The sequence below is a fragment of the Acetobacter sicerae genome (assembly GCF_011516765.1).
GTDB lineage: Bacteria > Pseudomonadota > Alphaproteobacteria > Acetobacterales > Acetobacteraceae > Acetobacter > Acetobacter sicerae.
Genome location: NZ_JAAABN010000008.1, coordinates 116,439 through 135,317, shown reverse-complemented (window position 1 = coordinate 135,317; position 18,879 = coordinate 116,439). Strand labels below are relative to the sequence as shown.

Annotated in this window: 19 protein-coding genes and 1 riboswitch; of the genes, 12 read left to right on the top strand and 7 right to left on the bottom strand. The window is 62.6% G+C overall.

Translation table 11 applies throughout. The features are described 5' to 3' along the window. Positions 1-28 precede the first annotated feature (28 nt). The 4 genes from ilvC to miaA all read right to left on the bottom strand — a co-directional run bounded on the left by ilvC (position 29) and on the right by miaA (position 4,761). The gene (gene ilvC / locus GVI59_RS10795) at positions 29-1,048 is read right to left on the bottom strand and encodes a ketol-acid reductoisomerase (RefSeq protein ID WP_173574321.1); all 1,020 of its coding nucleotides are present in this window, start codon (positions 1,046-1,048) and stop codon (positions 29-31) included. A gap of 68 nt (positions 1,049-1,116) precedes the next feature. After that, the gene (ilvN, locus tag GVI59_RS10790) at positions 1,117-1,686 is read right to left on the bottom strand and encodes an acetolactate synthase small subunit (protein ID WP_194299101.1); all 570 of its coding nucleotides are present in this window, start codon (positions 1,684-1,686) and stop codon (positions 1,117-1,119) included. 139 nt (positions 1,687-1,825) lie between these two features. Next, positions 1,826-3,640: a biosynthetic-type acetolactate synthase large subunit gene (ilvB, locus tag GVI59_RS10785; RefSeq protein WP_173574286.1), complete on the bottom strand. Its 1,815-nt coding sequence runs from the start codon at positions 3,638-3,640 to the stop codon at positions 1,826-1,828. A gap of 134 nt (positions 3,641-3,774) precedes the next feature. Continuing rightward, the gene (miaA, locus tag GVI59_RS10780) at positions 3,775-4,761 is read right to left on the bottom strand and encodes a tRNA (adenosine(37)-N6)-dimethylallyltransferase MiaA (RefSeq protein WP_173574319.1); all 987 of its coding nucleotides are present in this window, start codon (positions 4,759-4,761) and stop codon (positions 3,775-3,777) included. Positions 4,762-4,811: 50 nt separating this feature from the next. On the opposite strand from miaA, the gene serB reads away from it, so the two are divergent. Both serB and GVI59_RS10770 read left to right on the top strand, forming a co-directional pair. Further along, on the top strand, positions 4,812-5,708 hold the full coding sequence (gene serB, locus GVI59_RS10775; RefSeq protein WP_173574285.1) for a phosphoserine phosphatase SerB: 897 nt from the start codon (positions 4,812-4,814) through the stop codon (positions 5,706-5,708). A gap of 92 nt (positions 5,709-5,800) precedes the next feature. Continuing rightward, positions 5,801-7,048, top strand: a complete 1,248-nt coding sequence (locus GVI59_RS10770) for a cation:proton antiporter (RefSeq protein ID WP_173574284.1) — start codon at positions 5,801-5,803, stop codon at positions 7,046-7,048. 256 nt (positions 7,049-7,304) lie between these two features. Here GVI59_RS10770 and GVI59_RS10765 read toward each other — a convergent pair whose 3' ends face one another. Beyond that, positions 7,305-7,649, bottom strand: a complete 345-nt coding sequence (locus GVI59_RS10765) for a DUF2322 family protein (protein ID WP_173574283.1) — start codon at positions 7,647-7,649, stop codon at positions 7,305-7,307. A 1,150-nt stretch (positions 7,650-8,799) separates the two neighbouring features. On the opposite strand from GVI59_RS10765, the gene GVI59_RS10755 reads away from it, so the two are divergent. Beyond that, the gene (locus GVI59_RS10755; protein ID WP_173574281.1) at positions 8,800-9,231 is read left to right on the top strand and encodes a hypothetical protein; all 432 of its coding nucleotides are present in this window, start codon (positions 8,800-8,802) and stop codon (positions 9,229-9,231) included. 12 nt (positions 9,232-9,243) lie between these two features. On the opposite strand, the gene GVI59_RS10750 is transcribed toward GVI59_RS10755, so the two are convergent. Then, entirely contained in the window at positions 9,244-9,384 is a 141-nt protein-coding gene (locus GVI59_RS10750; protein WP_173574280.1) for a hypothetical protein, read from the bottom strand. Positions 9,385-9,636: 252 nt separating this feature from the next. Here GVI59_RS10750 and GVI59_RS10745 point away from each other — a divergent pair, with 252 nt between their 5' ends. The 6 genes from GVI59_RS10745 to cobJ all read left to right on the top strand — a co-directional run bounded on the left by GVI59_RS10745 (position 9,637) and on the right by cobJ (position 15,796). Continuing rightward, positions 9,637-11,211 carry a 2-isopropylmalate synthase gene (locus tag GVI59_RS10745; protein ID WP_173574279.1) on the top strand — a complete coding sequence of 525 codons (1,575 nt, stop codon included), beginning with the start codon at positions 9,637-9,639 and terminating at the stop codon, positions 11,209-11,211. A gap of 421 nt (positions 11,212-11,632) precedes the next feature. Beyond that, positions 11,633-11,856, top strand: a riboswitch (cobalamin riboswitch). Positions 11,857-11,955: 99 nt separating this feature from the next. Next, positions 11,956-12,312, top strand: a complete 357-nt coding sequence (locus GVI59_RS10740; RefSeq protein ID WP_173574278.1) for a DUF1636 family protein — start codon at positions 11,956-11,958, stop codon at positions 12,310-12,312. A 216-nt stretch (positions 12,313-12,528) separates the two neighbouring features. Then, entirely contained in the window at positions 12,529-13,698 is a 1,170-nt protein-coding gene (gene cobG / locus GVI59_RS10735) for a precorrin-3B synthase (RefSeq protein ID WP_173574277.1), read from the top strand. After that, positions 13,682-14,311 carry a precorrin-8X methylmutase gene (locus GVI59_RS10730; RefSeq protein ID WP_173574276.1) on the top strand — a complete coding sequence of 210 codons (630 nt, stop codon included), beginning with the start codon at positions 13,682-13,684 and terminating at the stop codon, positions 14,309-14,311. The genes cobG and GVI59_RS10730 overlap by 17 nt, the downstream gene beginning before the upstream one ends. A gap of 4 nt (positions 14,312-14,315) precedes the next feature. Further along, positions 14,316-15,062, top strand: a complete 747-nt coding sequence (locus GVI59_RS10725) for a precorrin-2 C(20)-methyltransferase (protein ID WP_173574275.1) — start codon at positions 14,316-14,318, stop codon at positions 15,060-15,062. Then, entirely contained in the window at positions 15,059-15,796 is a 738-nt protein-coding gene (cobJ, locus tag GVI59_RS10720; RefSeq protein WP_173574318.1) for a precorrin-3B C(17)-methyltransferase, read from the top strand. Before GVI59_RS10725 ends, cobJ begins: the two co-directional genes overlap by 4 nt. Here cobJ and GVI59_RS10715 read toward each other — a convergent pair. After that, positions 15,772-16,521 (bottom strand): cobalt-precorrin-6A reductase, encoded by a 750-nt coding sequence (locus tag GVI59_RS10715; RefSeq protein WP_173574274.1) that lies wholly within the window; start codon positions 16,519-16,521, stop codon positions 15,772-15,774. The two genes, cobJ and GVI59_RS10715, sit on opposite strands and share 25 nt — an antisense overlap. Between GVI59_RS10715 and cbiE the strand changes: the two genes are divergently transcribed. From cbiE to cobM, 3 genes are read left to right on the top strand one after another with little or no spacing between them, the layout of a single operon-like run. Further along, positions 16,520-17,701 carry a precorrin-6y C5,15-methyltransferase (decarboxylating) subunit CbiE gene (gene cbiE, locus GVI59_RS10710; RefSeq protein WP_173574273.1) on the top strand — a complete coding sequence of 394 codons (1,182 nt, stop codon included), beginning with the start codon at positions 16,520-16,522 and terminating at the stop codon, positions 17,699-17,701. The genes GVI59_RS10715 and cbiE overlap by 2 nt on opposite strands. Further along, a complete protein-coding gene (locus GVI59_RS10705; protein ID WP_173574272.1) occupies positions 17,698-18,066 on the top strand; it encodes a cobalamin biosynthesis protein in 369 nt (122 codons plus the stop codon). Before cbiE ends, GVI59_RS10705 begins: the two co-directional genes overlap by 4 nt. Continuing rightward, positions 18,063-18,851 carry a precorrin-4 C(11)-methyltransferase gene (gene cobM / locus GVI59_RS10700; protein ID WP_173574271.1) on the top strand — a complete coding sequence of 263 codons (789 nt, stop codon included), beginning with the start codon at positions 18,063-18,065 and terminating at the stop codon, positions 18,849-18,851. The genes GVI59_RS10705 and cobM overlap by 4 nt, the downstream gene beginning before the upstream one ends. The last annotated feature ends 28 nt before the right edge of the window (positions 18,852-18,879 follow it).

The window sequence follows — 18,879 nt, the reverse complement described above, 5'->3', positions numbered from 1 at the left end:
TCACCCACGCCGGATCTTCATGCGGCAATCAGTTCTTCGTTTTGTCGACAAGCTTGGACTTGGCGATCCACGGCATCATGGCGCGGAGTTTTTCGCCGGTGGCCTCGATGGGGTGGGCGTCGTTGCGGGCGCGGACGGCCTTGAAGCCGACGTTGCCGGACTGGTTTTCGAGGATGAAGTTACGCACGAACGTGCCGTCCTGAATGTCGTTCAGGATGCGCTTCATCTCCGCCTTCGTTTCCGGCGTGACGACGCGCGGGCCGGAGACATATTCGCCGTATTCGGCGGTGTTGGAGATGGAGTAGTTCATGTTGGCGATGCCGCCCTCATAGATGAGGTCGACGATCAGCTTCATCTCGTGGAGGCACTCGAAGTAGGCCATCTCGGGAGCGTAACCGCCCTCGACCAGCGTCTCGAAACCGGCGCGGATCAGCTCGACGAGGCCACCGCAGAGAACTGCCTGCTCACCGAACAGATCGGTCTCGACTTCTTCCTTGAAGGTCGTCTCGATGATGCCTGCGCGGCCACCGCCGTTGGCGGAAGCGTAGGAGAGAGCGATCTCCAGAGCGTTGCCGGAAGCGTTCTGCGCCACGGCGACGAGGGACGGCACGCCGCCACCACGCTGGTATTCGGAGCGGACCGTGTGGCCGGGGCCCTTCGGTGCAATCAGGAACACGTCGAGGTCGGGACGGGCTTCGATGATGCGGAAGTGGATGGACAGGCCGTGCGCGAAGGCGAGAGCTGCGCCCTGCTTCAGGTTCTTCTCAAGGGATTCCTTGTAGAGCGCGCCCTGACCTTCGTCGGGCGTCAGAACCATGACGACGTCTGCCCACTTGGCGGCTTCATCAGGCGTCATCACCTTGAAACCGGCGGCCTCGGCCTTGGCTACGGCGGAGGAGGTCGGGCGCAGACCGATCACGATCTCCTTGACGCCGCTGTCCTTCAGGTTGTTGGCGTGGGCGTGGCCCTGGCTGCCGTAACCGATGATCGCGACCTTCTTGTTCTTGATCAGGTTAACGTCGGCATCGCGATCGTAATAGACGCGCATGGACATGGATTATGCCTTTCAGTGCAGAAATACGGGGCGAAACCGGAAGTCCACCCCGAAAAGGAAACTCAGAGCGTCCGGCAACCGCGGGTGAGCGCGGCGACACCGGTGCGGGAAACTTCAGCGAGCCCGATTGGCCGCATCAGTTCGATGAAACTGTCCAGCTTGTCGCTTGCTCCCGTCAGCTCAAACACAAAGGAGCTTGCGGTCGTATCCACGGCGCGGGCCCGGAAGGCTTCCGCAATGCGGAGCGCCTCGGTACGGGCCTCGCCAGTGGAGACGACTTTCACAAGCACCATCTCGCGGGCGATATGTGGACCAAGCGTTGTCAGGTTGGCAACTCGGCAGACGGGAACCTGCCGGTCAAGCTGGGCGCGGATCTGTTCGATGATCTCGGACGTGCCTGAGGTCACGATGTTGATGCGCGAGCGTGTGCCCGCTCCTTCGACTGGGGCAACAGTCAGGCTCTCGATGTTGTAGCCGCGCCCGGAGAACAGGCCGACCACACGGGCGAGAACGCCGCTTTCATTGTCCACGAGCACGGAGATCACGGCGCGGGTGATGATGTCACCACCGGCTGAAAGACCGTCGGGAGAGAAGGCGGCTGTCGGGATCGACAGGTCAGAAAAATGCTTCATCGAGTGAATCCGGAGTCCGATCCGTTACGACGTCCGGGCGGCTGTAACCGCGCCGGGCGCAAAAGGGAAGAGCATGGGGCAATGCGCGGCGTTTCCATCCTTTTAAAGAACAGAATCACCACACGCGGGAATGCGATCTCTAGACGAGCATCTTCCCCTCATCGGTGATTTCAGCACCTTTCTCTTCCTGTTCCGGTCCGAGGATCATCTCGTTATGAGCAGCGCCGGACGGGATCATCGGGAAGCAGTTTTCACCCTCCGCCACGCAGATGTCGATGACCGCCGCACCATCATGCTCCAGAGCGGCGCGGATGGTGTCGTCCAGTTCGCCCATCTTCGTGGCGCGGAAGCCCTTGGCGTGGAAGCTGTCGGCCAGCTTCACGAAGTCCGGCAGCGCGTCGCTGTAGCTCTCGGAGTAGCGGGAGCCGTGGAGCAGTTCCTGCCACTGACGGACCATGCCCATGTAGTGGTTGTTGATCAGGAAGATCTTCACCGGCAGCCGGTACTGGGCGATGGTTCCCAGTTCCTGAATGTTCATCAGGGCAGAGGCTTCACCGGACACGTCGATGACCAGCGCATCGGGGTGCGCGACCTGTGCGCCGACGGCGGCAGGCAGGCCGTAGCCCATCGTGCCAAGGCCACCGGAGGTCAGCCAGTGGTTCGGGCTTTCGAACTTGAAGAACTGGGCGGCCCACATCTGATGCTGGCCAACTTCCGTGGAGACAAAGGTCTCACGACCGGTCTCGACGGCCAGTTCATAGATGCGTTTGATGGCCTGCTGCGGCTTGATGACAGCCTCGGCGGACTTGTCCTGCGTGAAGCGCAGGCAGTCGAGCGCCTTCCATGCCTTGATGCGGGACCACCATGCCTCCAGCGCCTTCGTGTCGGGTTTGGCGGACTGCGCTTCCCATTCCTCGATCATCAGGGCGATGGTGCGTCCCGCGTCACCGACGATCGGCACGTCCACGCGGATGATCTTGTTGATCTGCGAGGGGTCGATGTCGGCGTGGATCTTGAAAGAATGCGGCGAGAACGCATCGACGCGACCGGTCACGCGGTCATCGAAGCGTGAGCCGAGGGCGATCAGCACGTCGCAGTCATGCGTGGCCAGATTGGCTTCGTAGGTGCCGTGCATGCCCAGCATGCCGAGGAACTGTTTGTCGCTGCCGGGGAACGCGCCAAGGCCCATCAGGGTGGCGGTGCAGGGAAAGCCGGTCATGTGGATCAGGCGCGTGAGGTCGGCGCAGGCTTCCTTGCCCGCGTTGATCACGCCGCCGCCGACATAGAACAGCGGGCGCTTGGCCGACTTCATAGCTGCGACGGCGCGGGCGACGGTCTTGCGGTCCGGCTCGGTGCTCGGCTGGTAGGAGGCACGGGGCGTGCGGCTTGGCGGCGCGTAAGGGGCCGGGCCGACCGTGATGTTCTTCGGCAGGTCGACCACCACCGGGCCGGGGCGGCCGGAGCGGGCGATCTCGAAGGCCTCGTTGACCACAGGGGCCAGCTCTTCCGGGCGCTTGACCAGATAGTTGTATTTCGTGGCGGGGCGCGTGATGCCGGTGGTGTCGGCTTCCTGGAACGCGTCGTTGCCGATCAGCGACACGGGCACCTGTCCGGTCAGACACACGACAGGCACGGAATCCATCAGCGCGTCGAGCAGGCCGGTCACGGCGTTGGTCGCGCCGGGGCCGCTGGTGACCAGCACCACGCCCACGCGCCCCGTCGAGCGGGCGTAGGCTTCAGCGGCATGCACGGCAGCCTGTTCGTGGCGCACGAGAATGTGGCGGATGCGGTCCTGCTGGAACAATGCATCATAAATCGGAAGGACTGCGCCTCCCGGATAACCGAAGACGACCTCGACGCCCTGATCCACAAGAACCTTCATGAGCACCTCGGCGCCGGTCAGCGTGGTGCTGGCGTCGGACTGGGTCGCAATCGTCTGTGTGGTGGCGTTCATCGTCGTCTCCCGCAAGGTGGGCGCCCGTCGCTGTGGGGCCTGCTTTCACCCGGGTTTGCTGTGTTGGGCCGACCGCGTTTCGCGCATCGGCAGGGCTGAACCTTCGGCGCAGTACCGGAAGGTGGAGGGGTGGTTTAAGCCCCGCCCGCCGGAGCGTCAACCTGCTTTTGCATGAAAGATACGATTTCCGGTATTTTTCTTTTCAAAAATTGCTCATTAAGGTCAATTCTGTTTTCGATAATAATCATTCGATCCGGACTGACGAGAGGCTGGTGGTTGAACCATGTGGCCTGACGCTTGGTGTAGCGGCCTGTCGCCTGCACTGCCCGCTCCTCCGCCGTGGCCAGAGTGATTTCACCCCGCAGCATGGCGGAGAGTTCCGGCACGCCATGCGCCCGCATGGCGGGAAGCGCAGGGTCGAGGTGCTGCTCCAGTAGAGCGCGGACTTCCTCAATGGCTCCCAGTTCGATCATCAGACCGAAGCGACGGGCGATGGCGGCGCGCAGCACGTCCCGCGCCGGATCGAGACGGATCGCCGCAAACCGGCAGTCCGCAGCAGGCAGACCGGGCTGCGCACGCCACCACGCCAGCCCCCTGCCGGTGCTGCGCCAGACCTCCCAGGCCCGAGCCAGACGCTGCGGGTCAGTGGGACGCAGGCCACCCGCCGTCTCCGGGTCCACCGCCATAAGACGGTCATGCAGGTCCGCCGGGTCAGCAGCGAGCGCACGCGCCTCCTCCCGCGCCTCCGCGCTGGCTTCCGGGATTTCAGCCAGTCCGTTGGTCAGGGCGCGCAGATACATGCCTGTGCCGCCGCAGAGGATGGGCAGGCGGCCCGCCGCCCATGCCTCCTCCATCGCAGCGAGGGCTTCCAGTCGCCACCACGCCACGCTGCGGGCTTCGGCTGCCGGACTGACGCCATAAAGCCGGTGCGGGAGGCGGGCCTCCTCCTCCGGCGTCGGACGGGCCGTCAGGACACGGAGTTCCCGATAGACCTGCATCGAATCCGCATTGATGACGGTCCCGTTCAGTTCCTCGCCCAGAGTGAGAGCCAGCGCGGACTTTCCGGAGCATGTCGGACCTGCGACAATCAGCGCCGCACGGCTGTTGTCCGTTTTCTTCATCATCCTGTCGCTTGCCTCCAGCCATCAACCCTGTCACACGCAGCACCATTATGAGCGCTATTCTGACACTCGTCGCGAACCGCGAAGCCACATCCCTCACGCCCCAGGACATTACGCTGGCCAGCACGCTGGCCGCAGGGGGCGAGACGACCATCCTCTCGCCGGGCGAGGCTGTCGATATCGCCTGCGCGCCGCTCACGCCAGCGCAGATCGACGCCATCCGCCTCGCCCTGACTGATCGCGCTGTCGATGTCCTGTATGGTCCGAGCGAAAACCGGCGCCGGAAAATCCTTGTGGCCGATATGGACAGCACCATCGTCGCCAACGAGACGCTGGACGACATCGCCGCTCATGCCGAGCGCATCCGTCCCGGCATTGGCGAGGAAGTCGCCGCTGTCACCCGCCGCTCGATGAATGGCGAGATCGATTTCCAGACTTCGCTCCGCAATCGTGTCGCGTTTCTGCGTGATCTGCCCGCCTCCCTGCTGGAAGACGCGTGGAAAGACGTGAAGATCAATCCCGGCGCCCGCACTCTGGTGCAGACCATGAAGGCGCATGGCGCGGCGACGGCGCTGGTTTCAGGCGGGTTCACATGGTTCACCGCCCGCGTGGGTGCGGCCTGCGGTTTTGCCGAGAATCACGCCAATATCCTGAATGTCGCCGGTGACACACTGGAGGGCACGGTTGGTGAGCCTATCCTTGGACCGGACGCCAAACTCCAGCACCTCATCCGTATCGCCGCCACCGCTGACGCACCTCTGAGCGCGGCGCTGACGATCGGCGACGGCGCAAACGACCTGCCCATGCTGCGTGCGGCGGGCCTTGGCATCGGCTTTCACGCCAAGCCTGTGGTGCGGAAGGAGATCGTGAACAGGATCGAGCACGGCACGCTGCGTACCGCTTTGTTCGCGCAGGGTTATCGGGCTTCGGAACTGGTCGAGGGATAAAACACGCCGGGGTTTTGTGACGAAACATGACGGAAAGAGTCGTCTGTCGTATTCTTCTTGACATCTGAGGTCCCGGAGCGCGACCGGGAGATATGAATACTCTCGGTCTGCTGGCTCTTCTTCTTACTCTGTCTGCGGTCTTCAGTATTGTGAATGACCGCTGGCTCAGACTGCCCATGACGATCGGCGTCATGCTGATCTCCATTGCGGCGTCCCTGCTCGTTATAGCCACCGGCATGCTTTTCCCGGCCTATGATCCCCGTCTGTTCGCCCATTCGGTTCTTGGCACCGTCAATCTGCCGGAAGCCCTGCTGAACGGCGCGCTGTCGCTGCTGCTGTTCGCAGGCGCTCTGGGCGTCAATCTCGGCTGCTTCCGGACGAAGCTGAAGTCCGTAACCGCGCTCGCGGTTCTGGGAACGATCCTCGCAGTTCTGATGCTGGCCGGCGCAGCATGGCTGATCTTTCCCCTTCTGGGCATTGCAGCGCCCTTTTCGTGGTGTGTGGTGCTGGGCGCGATCCTTGCGCCGACCGATCCGGTGTCTGTCATCGGCATGCTGCGTCGATTGGGACTGCCTCAGGATATTCAGGCAGTCTTCGCAGGTGAGAGCCTGTTCAATGACGGCATCAGCATTGTCATTTTCGGTGTGACCATCGGTCTGGCCACTGGCGATGCAAGCCATGTGACGCTGACGCACATCGTCGAGAGCTTTCTCTGGGAAGCGGTCGGCGGCTGTCTGCTCGGAGCGGCTACAGGCTGGCTGACCCTTTTCCTGCTGCGCGCCAGCAGGGATGCGCATACACAGCTTATCGCCTCTCTTGCGCTGGCGACAGGGACTTACAGTGTCGCCAGTTATTTCGGCATGTCAGGGGCCGTGGCGGTCGTGATCGCGGGTCTCTGTCTCGGCACGCACTACAGTCAGTCCATCTTTGACGAGCATGGCCGCAAGGAACTGAACATCGCGTGGACTCTCATTGATGAAGTGCTGAATGTCCTCCTGTTTCTGCTGATCGGCTTCGAAATTCTCGAAATCCCGCTGCATCTTTCCTCGCTGGCGGCCATGCTTCTTGTCGTTCCGCTGTCCATTCTGGGACGTGGTCTGAGCGTGTTTTTCTCGACACTGCCCCTGCATCTGAAACACTGGGACAAGGGAAGGCTGCTCAGCATCCTGACATGGGGAGGCCTGCGCGGTGGCATCTCCCTTTCTCTGGCGCTCGGTCTGCCCGCAGGCGATCTGCGCAATCTGATCCTGCCGATCTGCTACGGCGTCGTCGTGTTCACGATCGTTGCGCAGGGACTCACGATGGAACGGGTGGTGAGGCGGTTTTACCCCGCTCCATAGGATGACCGGAGGGTTTCTTTCTGGCGCTGAATGGTGTGCATACTGACAACAAAGCAGGGCCTTCTAGCCCTCTATTTTAACAAATCGGATCAAAGGATCTGCGCCCCTTTGTGGGTGCAGGGCAAAGCCCTGAAATGAGGCTGCCGTACAGTCTGAAAGACGGCCAATAATGGTCGTCACGTGTCATCGCCAAAGAAAGCGCAGCGAGACGATGGAAACCGGTCCTCGCCATCGCCTTCACAGCAGAGCCGTCATTTCAGGTGCGGGCCGGAACAATTTCGATCTCCAGAGGCGCTTCGCCAGCCACAATTTCAAGCAGGCGATCAATATTCGGATGCGCTCCCGGCCGGTTTCGCGCATCCACCGTGTGCTCACCGAAAACAGTCAGTCCATGTTCAGCTGCCTTTGCGTCGAGCTTTCCAAAAGTCTGCTTGAGATACTGATAAACAGCCAGCGAACCCTGCTTGCCCGGCAGATTTTCGATACTGGCGACGACCTTTCCCGCTCCGTCAAGCAGATCGATGCGCTGCACGCCGTCGATGGAAGGCAGTTGCTGAAGATTTTCCTTGAATAGGGCTCCCGGCTGAATTTTTTGCGGCATCTGTCGAACTCCTGCGCTCATGACAATCACGAAGAACCTGTTTGTGACAGCGTTACTGATTCAGGATGTCGAGAAACACAACAACTCTCTCGCCCTACGCAGTCCGTATGGAGAATCTGAACGCTGTGTCCCAGCGCCGGCTCTCATGGCGCTTCGTCTGACGTTAAGCTGTCATGAAGTGAAACAGCGCACACGGGATGACTGGTGAGCATATCCGTTCCTGCAACTGACAGGACTGTCGCCAATAACAAGAACAGAAACGGCCGAACCCACTGAAGTCCCGCCGTCATGCGGAAAATATGAAAACGGCGACCCGAAGGTCGCCGCCATTTCTTATTGTTCTTATCCGACATCAAGCAGGGTGTCATACGACATTGCCAATTTCAACTAAAAACAAATATGTTCTATTCACAAATTAAGTTTATCAGGCTCACGAATATTTCATTCGCCAGATCGGCATTCTTCTTTGCGATCAAAAACCGATGACAGCGGGGAAAGTTCCTGCCGTTTCCCAGCCTCACACAGCGCAGCGCCCATCTGCTCGAAGCGATGGAAATCACCAGCACTCATGTCCCGCTTCACCCACAGCAGATCACATGAAACAGAACCTGAAGACATGGACAGGAACATCATGAGTGTCTGCCAGTTAAGGTGCGTTCCGGTCTGAAGCCTCAAAACCAGAAACCCTTCTTTTGAGGCCGATATTATTCCAGAACCGCACTCCTATAAGGCAGGGTGGCAGTCACCAGAGGTATTATTAACGACCACCCCGTCACATCGAAGAATTACGTCCAGCGCAGTCCCTGGACCCTGCCTGTATTCAAGGAAGACACAGCCCCCTCACCCGAGCCGTGCGAAACAATCTCTCCTCCCTTCAACGCACAGAGACGGAACCGGAGACATGTCCATGCTTTATAGAAGCGCCTGTGGCTCGACAAGAAATCCACAACAAATCATTCAGAACATGAAAAACAAATATACGAATAAAAAGTATATTCATGAATAATTAAAGACCTCAACGGTCCGAATTGATGGTAAACAGCCATAAATAAGAAGAACTCCCGCATAACAGACCAGCACCCAGACCTCTTGCTCCCATCCTGAGAGAAGCCAACAGTAGTGCGGCAATTTGGCTTTCAGGAGATTTTTCATGAAATCACTGTGCAAATCCGTCGCTCTTGCAGCTGTATGCGGTTTGACACTGACCGCTGGTGTGGCGTCTGCCCAGACGGCAGCTCCCGCAGCGGCTTCTTCGGTAGCCGAGGCTCCTGTGGGACCCGGCCCGACAGTGGACAATGCTTCCGTCGGCAACATCGCCGGTCTGATGTACTACTGCCACGCGCACGATATCGATGACGACACCACGGTGCGTTCGCTCGGTCGCTCACTGGCCAAGCGCGCCGATGTCAAAAATGACCCCGCCTATGCTGCTGGCGGTGTCGGCAAGCTGATGGTCGGTCCGGGTCAGATGATTGATCTCACAGCGGCAGAAAGCGATGTTCGTACCGCTTCCTGCGCTCATGCTGCCCAGCGCGGCACCGAACTGGACGATGGCACCTTCCTCCTCCCGCTTCAGGACTGAGTGATCCTGACGTCATGCCTGACACACCGTGCTGTCAGGCATGACGTCGCGACGGAAAGTCCGGTCTTTCCTCGCGCAGAACAGCGCGCAATATGCGATCAGGTCCATCATCAGCACACAGGCAATCACCCTGTCGCCACAGGTTGCATCCATCTTTGGGTTGCATCTCTCTGCTGATCCAGTATTTTACCCAGCATGACTATTGCCGCCGCCCGTTCCGAGTCGATGAAGCGCTTCAGCGCCACGACCACGCGCGGCCTCTCCCAGCTTCTCCTTCGACTTATCCGCCCCTGAGCGCGCCCATCGGCATGCGTTGCCGATAACGCTTAGGGGATATCGTCAGCAGAGCGTTTCGTGCCTAAAAGGACGAAACAGGGACCAAGACACGTCATACCGGGGCTTTTCATGACCTTCGACCATCCTTCCTTCGGCCGCGTCACCGACGACCGCGTTTTCATCTTCGACACAACGCTGCGTGACGGCGAGCAGTCGCCCGGCTTTTCCATGAATCTGGAAGAGAAACTGCGCATGGCCGCAGCACTGGCCGATCTCGGCGTGGACGTGATCGAGGCGGGCTTTCCCGTCGCGTCCAAGGGCGATTTCCAGTCCGTCGCTGAAATCGCCCGCGTCGTGAAGGGCTCAGTTGTCTGCGCGCTGGCCCGTTCCGGCGGCAAGAACGACATTCAGGCGGCAGGCGACGCCATCGCGCACGCCGAACGCGGTCGTATCCACAACTTCATCTCCACTTCCCCGCTGCACATGAAATACAAGCTGCGGATGGAGCCGGAGACCGTTCTGGAAATCATCACCACCGGCAACAAGGCCGCCCGCAACCTGACGAACGACGTCGAATGGTCCGCGGAAGACGGCTCCCGCACGGACCCTGACTTTCTGTGCCGTTGCGTTGAAGCCGCCATCAAGGCAGGCGCGACGACCATCAACATCCCTGACACGGTCGGTTACGCCACGCCGGAAGACATGGAACGCATCTTCACCATGTTGAAAGAGCGTGTGCCGGGCGCGGATCAGGTGATCTTCTCCGCGCACAATCATAACGATCTGGGCCTGGGCGTGGCCAACACGCTGGCGTCCCTGCGCGGCGGCGCCCGTCAGATCGAGTGCACGATCAACGGCATCGGCGAGCGCGCGGGCAATGCGGCGCTGGAAGAGATCGTCATGGCGATCCGCACCCGCCACGACCAGTATCCCTACACCAACCGCATCGAGACGACGAAGCTGCTGAAGCTGTCGAAGATGCTGTCCACGACAACGGGCTTTGACGTTCAGCCGAACAAGGCCATCGTCGGTCGCAACGCCTTTGCCCATGAGAGCGGCATCCATCAGGATGGCGTGCTGAAGAACGCCGCGACTTACGAAATCATGACGCCGGAAAGTGTCGGCTGGTCCAAGACCTCGCTGGTGCTGGGCAAGCATTCCGGTCGTGCGGCCTTCCGCGACAAGCTGGCGGCGCTGGGTTACACGATCAGCGACGAGAAGATGAACGAAGCCTTCCAGCGCTTCAAGGATCTGGCTGACAGCAAGAAGGTCGTTTACGACGAGGACATCATCGCGCTGGTTGACGATGAAGTCCGCGATCATGCCCGCATCCGCTTCCTGTCGCTGGATGTGGTGGCCGGTTCGCAGCGCCCTGCGGAAGCAACGCTGGTTCTGGAAATCGACGGTGAAGCCGTGGAAACGACCGCCAACGGCAACGGTCCGGTCGATGCAGCCTTCAACGCCATCCGCAGCGCCTTCCCGCACGATGCGCGTCTGGCCCTGTTCTCTGTCGGCGCCGTCACCGAAGGCACCGATGCGCAGGCACGCACAACCGTGCGTCTGGAAGAAAACGGCAAGATGGTCGATGGTCAGGGCGCTGACGCCGATACGGTCGTTTCTGCCGTGCGGTCCTACATCCACGCGCTGAACAAGCTGCTGGTCAAGCGGACACGCGGTGAGCCGGAAGAGCTGGTCGCGGGCTGAAATCTGCTTCCTTTATCAAGCATTATGAGGCCGCCCTTTCATGGGGCGGCTTTTTTTATGGCGTTTTGTCTTGTCTGCTGACGAGACTATTGTGCTCGGGAAGGCAGAAAGACCCGATACCCGTTCAAAGCAGCGCTTATTGGCTATCCGTTTCCGGTGAATTCAGCCTTTATCGAAGGTTTGTATCCGAAGAGCCCTTGCAGATAGCCAGCAGGACGACCGCGCAGGGCCATCCCGAAACCGGATGAGAATGTCCCGTTCCCTGCCCCCGGCACGGACGATCTGCAGCCTTTCTCCCCTGCGTGAAGACCGTGATCCTGTCGCGTCCGGCCTAACAGACAGTATCAGCCAAGCTGTTGCTGTCCGGGTCCGAGGCATGGGTCATGATGGGCTTCCTCGCTTGACATAAGAGGCGCATTGCCCCAACAGCCGATCTATTGGTTCTGCTCTATAGGGTTATCTGTAGAGTGGCTAAGAGGGAATGTGACAGGCCTGCCCGAAAGGGCCGACCCAGGCACAGCCGCCCCCGCGACCGTTACCGGAAAGATCGCCCAATGCCACTGACGCATCGTCGGGAAGGTGGGTGATCACTGGGGAAACCCTGAATCCGGGAGCCGGGAGACCTGCCAGCAAAATGAGACAACGGGCAGCCGGGGTGCGCTGCAACCGGCTGGACGCTCCCCATTGTCCGTTCGCGGTCGGGGTTTGGCCGCGGACACCCCGGTTGCTGAACAGAGCTGGGACATGAACGCGACACTCCTCGTCTGTACGACCTGCCGAGCAGGTCAACCGACCGTGAAGGGGCAACCCGTGGCAGGCGCTCGCCTCTACAGCGCGCTGGCCAATAAACCCATGCCCGAAAAGCTTACCATCGCACCGGTTGAATGCCTGTCCGCCTGCAGTAATGGCTGCGTGATAGCACTGACCGCACCCGGCTGCTGGAGCTACGTCTATGGGCGTCTCAGTGAAGACGACGCGGCCGAGATCCTGACCGGCGCCACCGCCTATGCGGCTACCCCCGACGGTCTGGTACCCTGGAGCCAGTGCTCGCAGATTTTCCGCAAACAGAGCCTTGCCCGCCTCCCTCCGCAGGAGCGATGACATGAGTTCCTCAACCGGCTTTGCGAAAATTCCCGTCTCTGCTCCAGCCGACACTGAAGCGGCCCATGCCACGCCACCGGGCCAGATGAGGCGGAAGGGATAAATCACCATGCAGGTGGTCTTCCGCGAAAGCCACGATCGTTTCCGCACGTTCGCCGCAGCAGGTCTGTGGACGATCCGCCGCAATACCATCGCCGCCAGCCTGTGCGAGGCGTCATGACCGCACCGCTGGTCAAGGGCTGGTGTCCCGGCGCTCTTCGCCCGATGTCATCCGGTGACGGACTGCTGGTCCGTGTCCGTCCTCCCATCGGGCGACTGACCCAGGCGCAGGCCGCCGGTCTCGCGTGTCTGGCCGGGCAATATGGCAACGGACTGATCGACCTGTCTGCACGGGCCAACATCCAGATTCGTGGGGTTACCGACCCGACCTATGCCCCGCTTGTCATGGGCCTTGCTGCGCTGGGCCTCATCGACGCGACGCCTGAAGCGGAAGCCAGACGCAATATCGTCGTGACGCCGTTCTGGCAGAGCGGCGACGGCACGGCGGAACTGGCCGAACGGCTGGGCAGCGCACTGCGGAACGACCGGGCGCTCGACCTGCCCGGCAAATTCGGCTTCGCCGTCGATACCGGTGTCACCCCCATGCTGCGGGACGTCTCCGCCGATATCCGGATCGAACGCGACGCCACGGGAGCCCTGCTCTGCCGGGCCGATGGCGCTGCCAGCGGCGCACGGGTCACACCGGATACCGCCGTCGACACTGCGCTCAGTCTGGCCCGCTGGTTCATCTCCAGCGGCGGTCGGAAACGGATGGTGGCGCATCTGGCTGACGGCGCAACGCTGCCCGCCGCCTTTAACGTAATCGAAGCCGCACCGATGACCGACATGCCGCCTCCTGCGCCCGGCCAATCGGCCGTCGGGTTCATGATCGGCTTCGCCTTCGGGCAGATGCAGGCGCGTGCGCTGTCCGCCCTTGCCACTATCGCCCCTCTGCGCGCCACACCATGGCGCATGCTGCTGCTCGAAGAGCGGATCGGCGCACCTGATATCGAAGGTATCATCACGCGCGCGGACGATCCCCTGCTGCGTGTCATCGCCTGTCCCGGTCTGCCCGGTTGCACTCAGGCCCTGCAACCCACGCGACCGCTGGCGCGCGCGCTCGCGCCACATGTCCCTGTCGACAGGATGCTGCATGTGTCCGGGTGTGCGAAAGGGTGCGCGCATCCCGGACCGACATCGCTGACCCTCGTGGCTCAGGCCCGTGGTTTTGCCCTTGTCAGGGACGGCAACGCTGCCTCTTCTCCCGCATCCTCTCCCCTCACGGTCGAACAGTTGCTGGCCGATCCCGGAACGCTGATGGAAAATCCAAATGCCTTACCAGTATGAAACCGACGGCGCTGCCATCTACCGCCGCTCCTTCGCCATCATCCGGGCGGAGGCCGATCTGGCGCGCTTCACCCCGGAAGAAGAGATCGTCGCCGTACGGATGATCCATGCAGCCGGCATGGTCGGTCTGGAAAAGCATATCGCCTTCTCGCCCAATATGGCGATCGCAGCACGCGCGGCGCTGGAGGCGGGGGCGCCAATCCTGTGTGACGCACGCATGGTCAGCGAAGGGATTACCCGCGCACGCCTACCCGCCGACAATGACGTGATCTGCACGCTGAACGATCCATGCGTGGCCGATCTGGCCCGCAGGGCGGGCAATACCCGGTCGGCCATGGCGCTTGAACTGTGGCGTCCGTACCTCGCGGGAGCTGTGGTGACCATCGGCAACGCGCCCACCGCCCTGTTCCACCTGCTCAACATGCTGGAAGACCCCGCCTGCCCCCGACCGGCGGCGATCATCGGCTGTCCGGTCGGTTTTGTTGGCGCTGCGGAATCGAAGGACGCGCTGATGGAGGCGCTTCCTGTGCCCTCGCTGACAGTCAGGGGGCGTCTGGGCGGCTCGGCGATCACGGTCGCGGCGGTGAACGCTCTGGCCAGTCGGACAGAATAGCGTCATGTCCGGCAAGATCATCTGCACCGGCCTCGGCCCCGGCGACCCCGACCTGATCAGCGTGCGCGCCGACCGACTCATCCGCAACGCCCGCCATGTGGCCTATTTCCGTAAGGCCGGACGCGCAGGTCAGGCGCGGCGGATCGTCGAGGGGATGCTGGCTCCCGACACTCTCGAATATCCGATGGAATATCCCGTAACCACCGAACTGCCGGTGAACAGTCCCGCCTATCGCAGCGCGCTGGCCAGCTTTTACGATGACTGGGCGGGCCGTCTGACCGATCTGGCGCGAACGCAGGAAGTGGTGGTGCTGTGTGAGGGCGATCCGTTCTTCTACGGCTCCTTCATGCATCTGCACGCGCGGCTTCAGGGCCAGGTCGAGATGGAAGTCGTCCCCGGCATCACCGGCATGACCGGCTGCTGGAACGCCACAGGCATTCCGATCACATGGGGCGACGATGTGCTCACCGTGCTGACCGGCACGATGCCGGAGGCCGACCTGACTCAACATATGCGGACTGCGGATGCGCTGGTTGTGATGAAGACCGGCAGAAATCTGCCCAAGGTGCGCCGGGCTCTGGCCGCCTCCGGTCGGTTTGAGGATGCATGGCTGGTGGAGCGCGGCACCATGCCCGGCCAGCGGGTGATCCGTCTCGCCGAAGCCAGCGACGAGGACTGCCCCTATTTCGCAATCGTGCTGGTGCATGGGCAGGGTCGTCGTCCCGAAACCGGGCATGGAGGAGAACCATGACCGTCACGCCACTGGTCATTGCCGGTCTCGGCCCCGGCGACGAGGCGCTGATCACGCCGGAAGTGACAGCCGCCCTGACCGATGCGACCGATGTGATCGGCTATATCCCCTATGTGGCGCGCATCCCGGCACGCGAGGGGCTGACGCTGCACGCCACCGATAACCGCGTGGAACTGGAGCGGGCCACCCATGCGCTGGAACTGGCGGCGGCCGGGCGCAGGGTCGTCGTCGTCTCGTCCGGCGATCCCGGCGTGTTCGCCATGGCTTCGGCGGTATTCGAAGCGGTGGAACAGTCCCCTCGCTTCGCCCATGTCGAAATCCGGGTGCTGCCCGGCATCACCGCCATGCTGGCCGCCGCCGCACGGATTGGCGCACCGCTGGGCCATGATTTCTGCACGATCAACCTGTCCGACAATCTCAAGCCCTGGGACATCGTCGAACGGCGGCTGCGCCTTGCGGCACAGGCGGGTTTCGCCATGGCCTTCTACAATCCGCGCTCGGCCAGCCGCCCGCATCAACTGGCCCGCGCACTGGACATCCTGCGTGAGGAATGTGGGCCGGACCGGCTGATCATCTTCGCCCGTGCCGTCACGACGCCCGAGGAACGGATCAGCGTGGTGACACTGGCCGAAGCGCGCGCCGAGATGGCCGATATGCGGACAGTGGTGCTGGTCGGCAATGAAGCAACGCGACGGGTCGGCCGGTATGTCTACACGCCAAGGCGCGCGGGATGACCAAGCCACCTCATCACCTCGTCGACGGTGCGTGCGACAGGGCGCGGCGGCACGGCAGGCCGGTCGATCAGGATCACCGGCACACCCAGCGCCCGCGCGGCATCCAGCTTCGCACGTGCGCCCACGCCACCGGCGTTCTTCGCCACGACATGGGTGATGCGGTGCGCCTGCATCAGAGCGAGATCACCCGCCAGCGTGAATGGTCCCTTGGCGATGACCACAGTCGCCCGGGGCAAGGGCAGGACGACGTCAGGTGGATCGACCAGACGCAACAGGTAGTCATGTTGCGGACGGACCGCGAAAGCGTCGATCGACTGTCGACCGATCGCCAGAAAAATCCGTGCCGGTTCATCGGGCAGCGCGGCGACCGCGCCCGTGATGTCGGCAACCGCACGCCAGTCGTCGCCTTCCGCCGCCTCCCACGGCGCTCGTTCGAACGCCAGCAACGGAACACCGACAGCCGCACAGGCTTCCACAGCATTTCGACTCATCCGGGCGGCAAAAGGATGGGTAGCGTCGATGACATGAGTGATTGCCGCTTCTCTAAGAGTGGCGGCCAGCCCCTCTATTCCGCCAAACCCGCCGACCCGGACCGGCAGAGGCTGGCGCGCTGGCGACGCGGTGCGGCCAGCATAGGAAAAGATGGCGTCGACGCCTGTTTCGGCCAGTTCACGCGCCATCTGGCTGGCTTCGGTGGTGCCGCCCAGCAGAAGGACACGCGTCATGGCTGAACCCTGGCTTGTGATCATCGGCATCGGTGAAGACAGCATGGCAGGTTTATCGGCGTCATGCCAGGCCGAGCTGGCCCGCGCCGAGGTGATTTTCGGCGGGCTGCGCCATCTTGCGCTGGCGGAAGCGGACGACCGGGGCCGCGCATGGCCGGTGCCCTTCTCGGTTGAGCCGGTATTGGCCGAGCGTGGACGCAGGGTGGTGGTTCTTGCCTCGGGCGATCCGTTCTGGTTCGGCGCGGGAGCCAGCCTTGCCGCCCGCCTCGATCCCGGCGAGTGGGTGTCCTACCCCGCGCCATCGACCTTTTCTCTGGCGGCTAACCGGCTGGGCTGGCGACTTGAACAGGTCTCCTGTCTGGGGCTGCATGCAGCGCCGTTCGAGCGGCTGGGACCGGCGCTACAGGCCAACGGGCGGGCGATCTGTCTGCTGCGCGATGGGCCCGCTGTCGGAAAACTGGCGCAATGGCTGGTCGGTCGGGGATACGGCACTTCCACGCTTCATGTCATGGAGGCTCTGGGTGGCCCACGCGAGCGCATCCGCTCTGTCCTTGCGGAAGGTTTCGCACTTACGGACGTCGCGGCACCAGTGGCCGTCGCCATCGCCATGTCGGGGCCACAGGGACTGAGCCGGGCGTCGGGCCTGCCGGACAACACCTTTCTGCATGACGGGCAGATCACCAAGCGCCCGATCCGCGCCCTCACGCTCTCGGCTCTTGCGCCGCGCCCCGATGAAATCCTGTGGGATGTCGGTGCCGGATCGGGATCGGTTTCGGTGGAATGGTGTCTGGCGGGCGGGCGGGCGATCGCAGTCGAAGTCCGCGCTGACCGCGCCGAGAATATCCGCGCCAATGCAAGGGCTCTGGGAGTGGACCACCTTCTGCGGGTCGTGGAAGGCGGGGCTCCGGACGCACTGGATGGCTTGCCCGACCCGGATGCCGTTTTCATCGGTGGTGGCGGTCATCCGGCCCTGCTGGATCATTTATGGACCGTGCTGCCACCCGGAACACGGATTGTCGCAAACGGCGTCACGCTGGAAACCGAAGCCTTGCTGGCCCTGTGGCATGGACAGAAGGGAGGCGAATTGCTGCGTATCGAACTGGCGAAAGCCGCCCCACTGGGGTCGATGCGCGGATGGAGTCCGGCACGCCCCGTCGTGCAGTGGAGCGTGACACGATGAGGGTCGCAGGTTTCGGCTTCCGGCGGGCAGCCAGCATCGCCTCGCTGCGTGATGCGCTGGAAGCAGCGGGCGGCGGCAGAGATCTCGTCGCGCTGGCTACGATTGCGCAAAAAGCCGCCTCACCCGCTTTGCTGGCTCTGGCCGAGGAAATGAAGCTGCCCATCCGCGCGCTGGACGCCGAAACTCTGGCGCATATCAGCACACCAACCCGTTCCGATCGTGTCATGGCTCGCTTCGGCACAGGCAGTGTCGCCGAAGCATCCGCACTGGCCGCTGCCGGAACGGGCGCTTACCTGCTCGCCCCTCGCACGACCTCCGCCGACGGGCTGGCCATGGCCGCGATTGCAGAAAGGGACATTCCATGACGGTTCATTTCATTGGCGCCGGACCGGGCGCAGCGGATCTCATTACCCTGCGTGGGCGGGACCTGATCGCGGCCAGTCCCGTCTGCCTTTATGCCGGATCGCTGGTCCCGGCGGCGCTGCTCGACCACTGCCCGCCCGGCGTGCGCATCGTCAATACAGCGCCACTATCGCTGGATGCGATCATCGCCGAAATCGTAGCGGCGCACGAAGCGGGCCATGATGTCGCCCGGCTACATTCCGGCGACCTGTCGGTGTGGTCCGCCATGGGCGAGCAACTGCGCCGCCTGCGCGAACTGGGCATTCCCTATGATGTCACGCCCGGCGTGCCATCCTTCGCCGCCGCCGCCGCCGCACTGGGTGCGGAGCTTACCCTGCCGGGCGTTGCCCAGTCGGTCGTACTGACACGCACCTCCGGCCGGGCCACCGCCATGCCACCGGGCGAGAATCTTGCTGCTTTCGCCGCCACAGGCGCGACACTGGCGATCCACCTGTCAATCCATGTGCTGGACCGCGTCCTGACCGAACTCACCCCGCATTATGGCGCCGACTGCCCCGTCGCCATCGTGTGGCGCGCAAGCTGGCCGGACGAGCGCATCGTCCGGGCCACGCTGGCGACGCTGGAGTCCGCACTGGCCAGCGAGATGGAACGCACGGCGCTGATCCTTGTCGGTCCTGCGCTCGGGGCGACCGAGTTCGGCGAAAGCCGGCTCTATGCCGGTGATTACGACCGTCGCTTCCGCCCTGTCGGCACCGCGCCCCGTTTCCCGGAACCCGAGGCAGAATGACCAGCTCGCCTTCTGTTACGGGGGTAAG